2 pseudogenes are annotated in these 1,597 nt (G+C 66.1%); both read left to right on the top strand.

The window, feature by feature from the left end:
- Nucleotides 1-339 precede the first annotated feature (339 nt).
- Nucleotides 340-956, top strand: a pseudogene (locus JYJ84_RS36190) (TetR/AcrR family transcriptional regulator).
- A 232-nt stretch (nt 957-1,188) separates the two neighbouring features.
- A pseudogene (locus tag JYJ84_RS36195) lies at nt 1,189-1,597 on the top strand (NADP-dependent oxidoreductase); the annotation flags it as partial.

Here is a 1,597-nt window from a genome sequence, read left to right on the forward strand (position 1 = left end):
GCGGACGGGCGTTCGGGTTTCGAAGCGGTCATGGGCGTTCCTGGTCACGGGTTCGGGAGGCGGCAACGACGATCCGGCGCATTGCACACGTGTGCAATGCCGGCCGAAACTTCCCGACTGCCGGCACATGCGCCGCGCGTATTTATGCGGGAGATCGATGAAACGCCCGCGACGAAACCGAGTCGTGCGTGTGACGCCACGCACGCGGCAGGGCAGGAGAAGCGCGAGGAACGCGGGTGCAACGTTTGGGCGCGCGGCGGGGATCGGGTAAAGTGCCGCTCAACCTACCGGTTCGAGGTTACTAGACGACCGGTCTAATCGTTGCTAACATACGCCATCATGAATGCATCTTCAGGCGCGGAAGTCCGCCATCACATCCTGAATATCGCCAAGCCGATCATGCTCCACAAGGGGTTTTCGGCGGTCGGTCTGAACGAGATTCTCGCTGCGGCGGGCATCCCGAAGGGCTCGTTCTACCATTACTTCGGCTCGAAAGAGGCATTCGGCGAAGCGCTGCTCGAGTCGTATTTCGACGGCTACCTCGCGCATCTCGACAACCTGCTCAAGCATCAGGCCGGCACGGGCGCCGAGCGCCTGATGACGTACTGGAGCGGCTGCACACGCAATGCGCGGACGATCCGGAAGGCAAGTGCCTCGCGGTGAAGCTCGGCGCGGAAGTGTCGGACCTGTCGGAAGCGATGCGCGCGGTGCTGCGGCACGGCACGAGCCAGATCATCGAGCGGCTCGCGGGCGGCATCGAGGCCGGGCTGGCCGACGGTTCGCTGAGCGCGGTCGCCGATCCGTCGCATACGGCCGCGATCCTCTACGAGCTGTGGCTGGGCGCGACGCTGCTGGAAAAGATTCACCGCAACCGCAAGCCGCTCGAACGGGCGATGGTCGAAACGCGGCGCATGCTGAACCTGCCGCCGCTCGAGCCGGGCGGAGCACAGTCGTAACCCGGGCGCGCATCGGCGCGCCTTGTTTTTACCCTGTTTCTAGACGACTGGTCTACTCAATACGCATGACGAACGTGCCACGCCGCGTTACGCTGTCCCGATTGTTTCAACCGCACGCACGCACCCGCGACGGCCTGAGCGCCGACGCCACCGCATGCGCGCGTCTCTGCTGGTCCATCCCTGATCCGATCGTGCCCACGAAGCACGTCCATTCCTGTTGACGGAGGCTTACATGCCGCAAAGCAAGACCGCAAACCGCCAGATCATCCTGAATTCGCGCCCGGTCGGCGCGCCGACGCCCGGCAACTTCCGCACCGAATCCGGTGAGGTGCCGACGCCCGGCGCCGGCCAGGTGCTGCTGCGCACGGTCTGGTTGTCGCTCGACCCGTACATGCGCGGCCGGATGAGCGACGCGCCGTCCTATGCCGCGCCGGCCGAACTCGGCCAGCCGATGGTCGGCGGCACCGTCAGCCAGGTCGTTTCGTCGAACCTGCCCGCGTTCCGCGAAGGCGATCTCGTGGTCGCGGGCGCCGGCTGGCAGGACTATGCGCTGTCCGACGGCCGCGACCTGATTCCGCTCGGCCGCGACTTCGCGCATCCGTCGTACGCGCTCGGCGTGCTCGGCATGCCGGGCTTCACCG

Origin of the sequence: Burkholderia sp. LMG 13014, from assembly GCF_905232215.1 — a bacterium.
Taxonomy (GTDB): Bacteria; Pseudomonadota; Gammaproteobacteria; order Burkholderiales; family Burkholderiaceae; genus Burkholderia.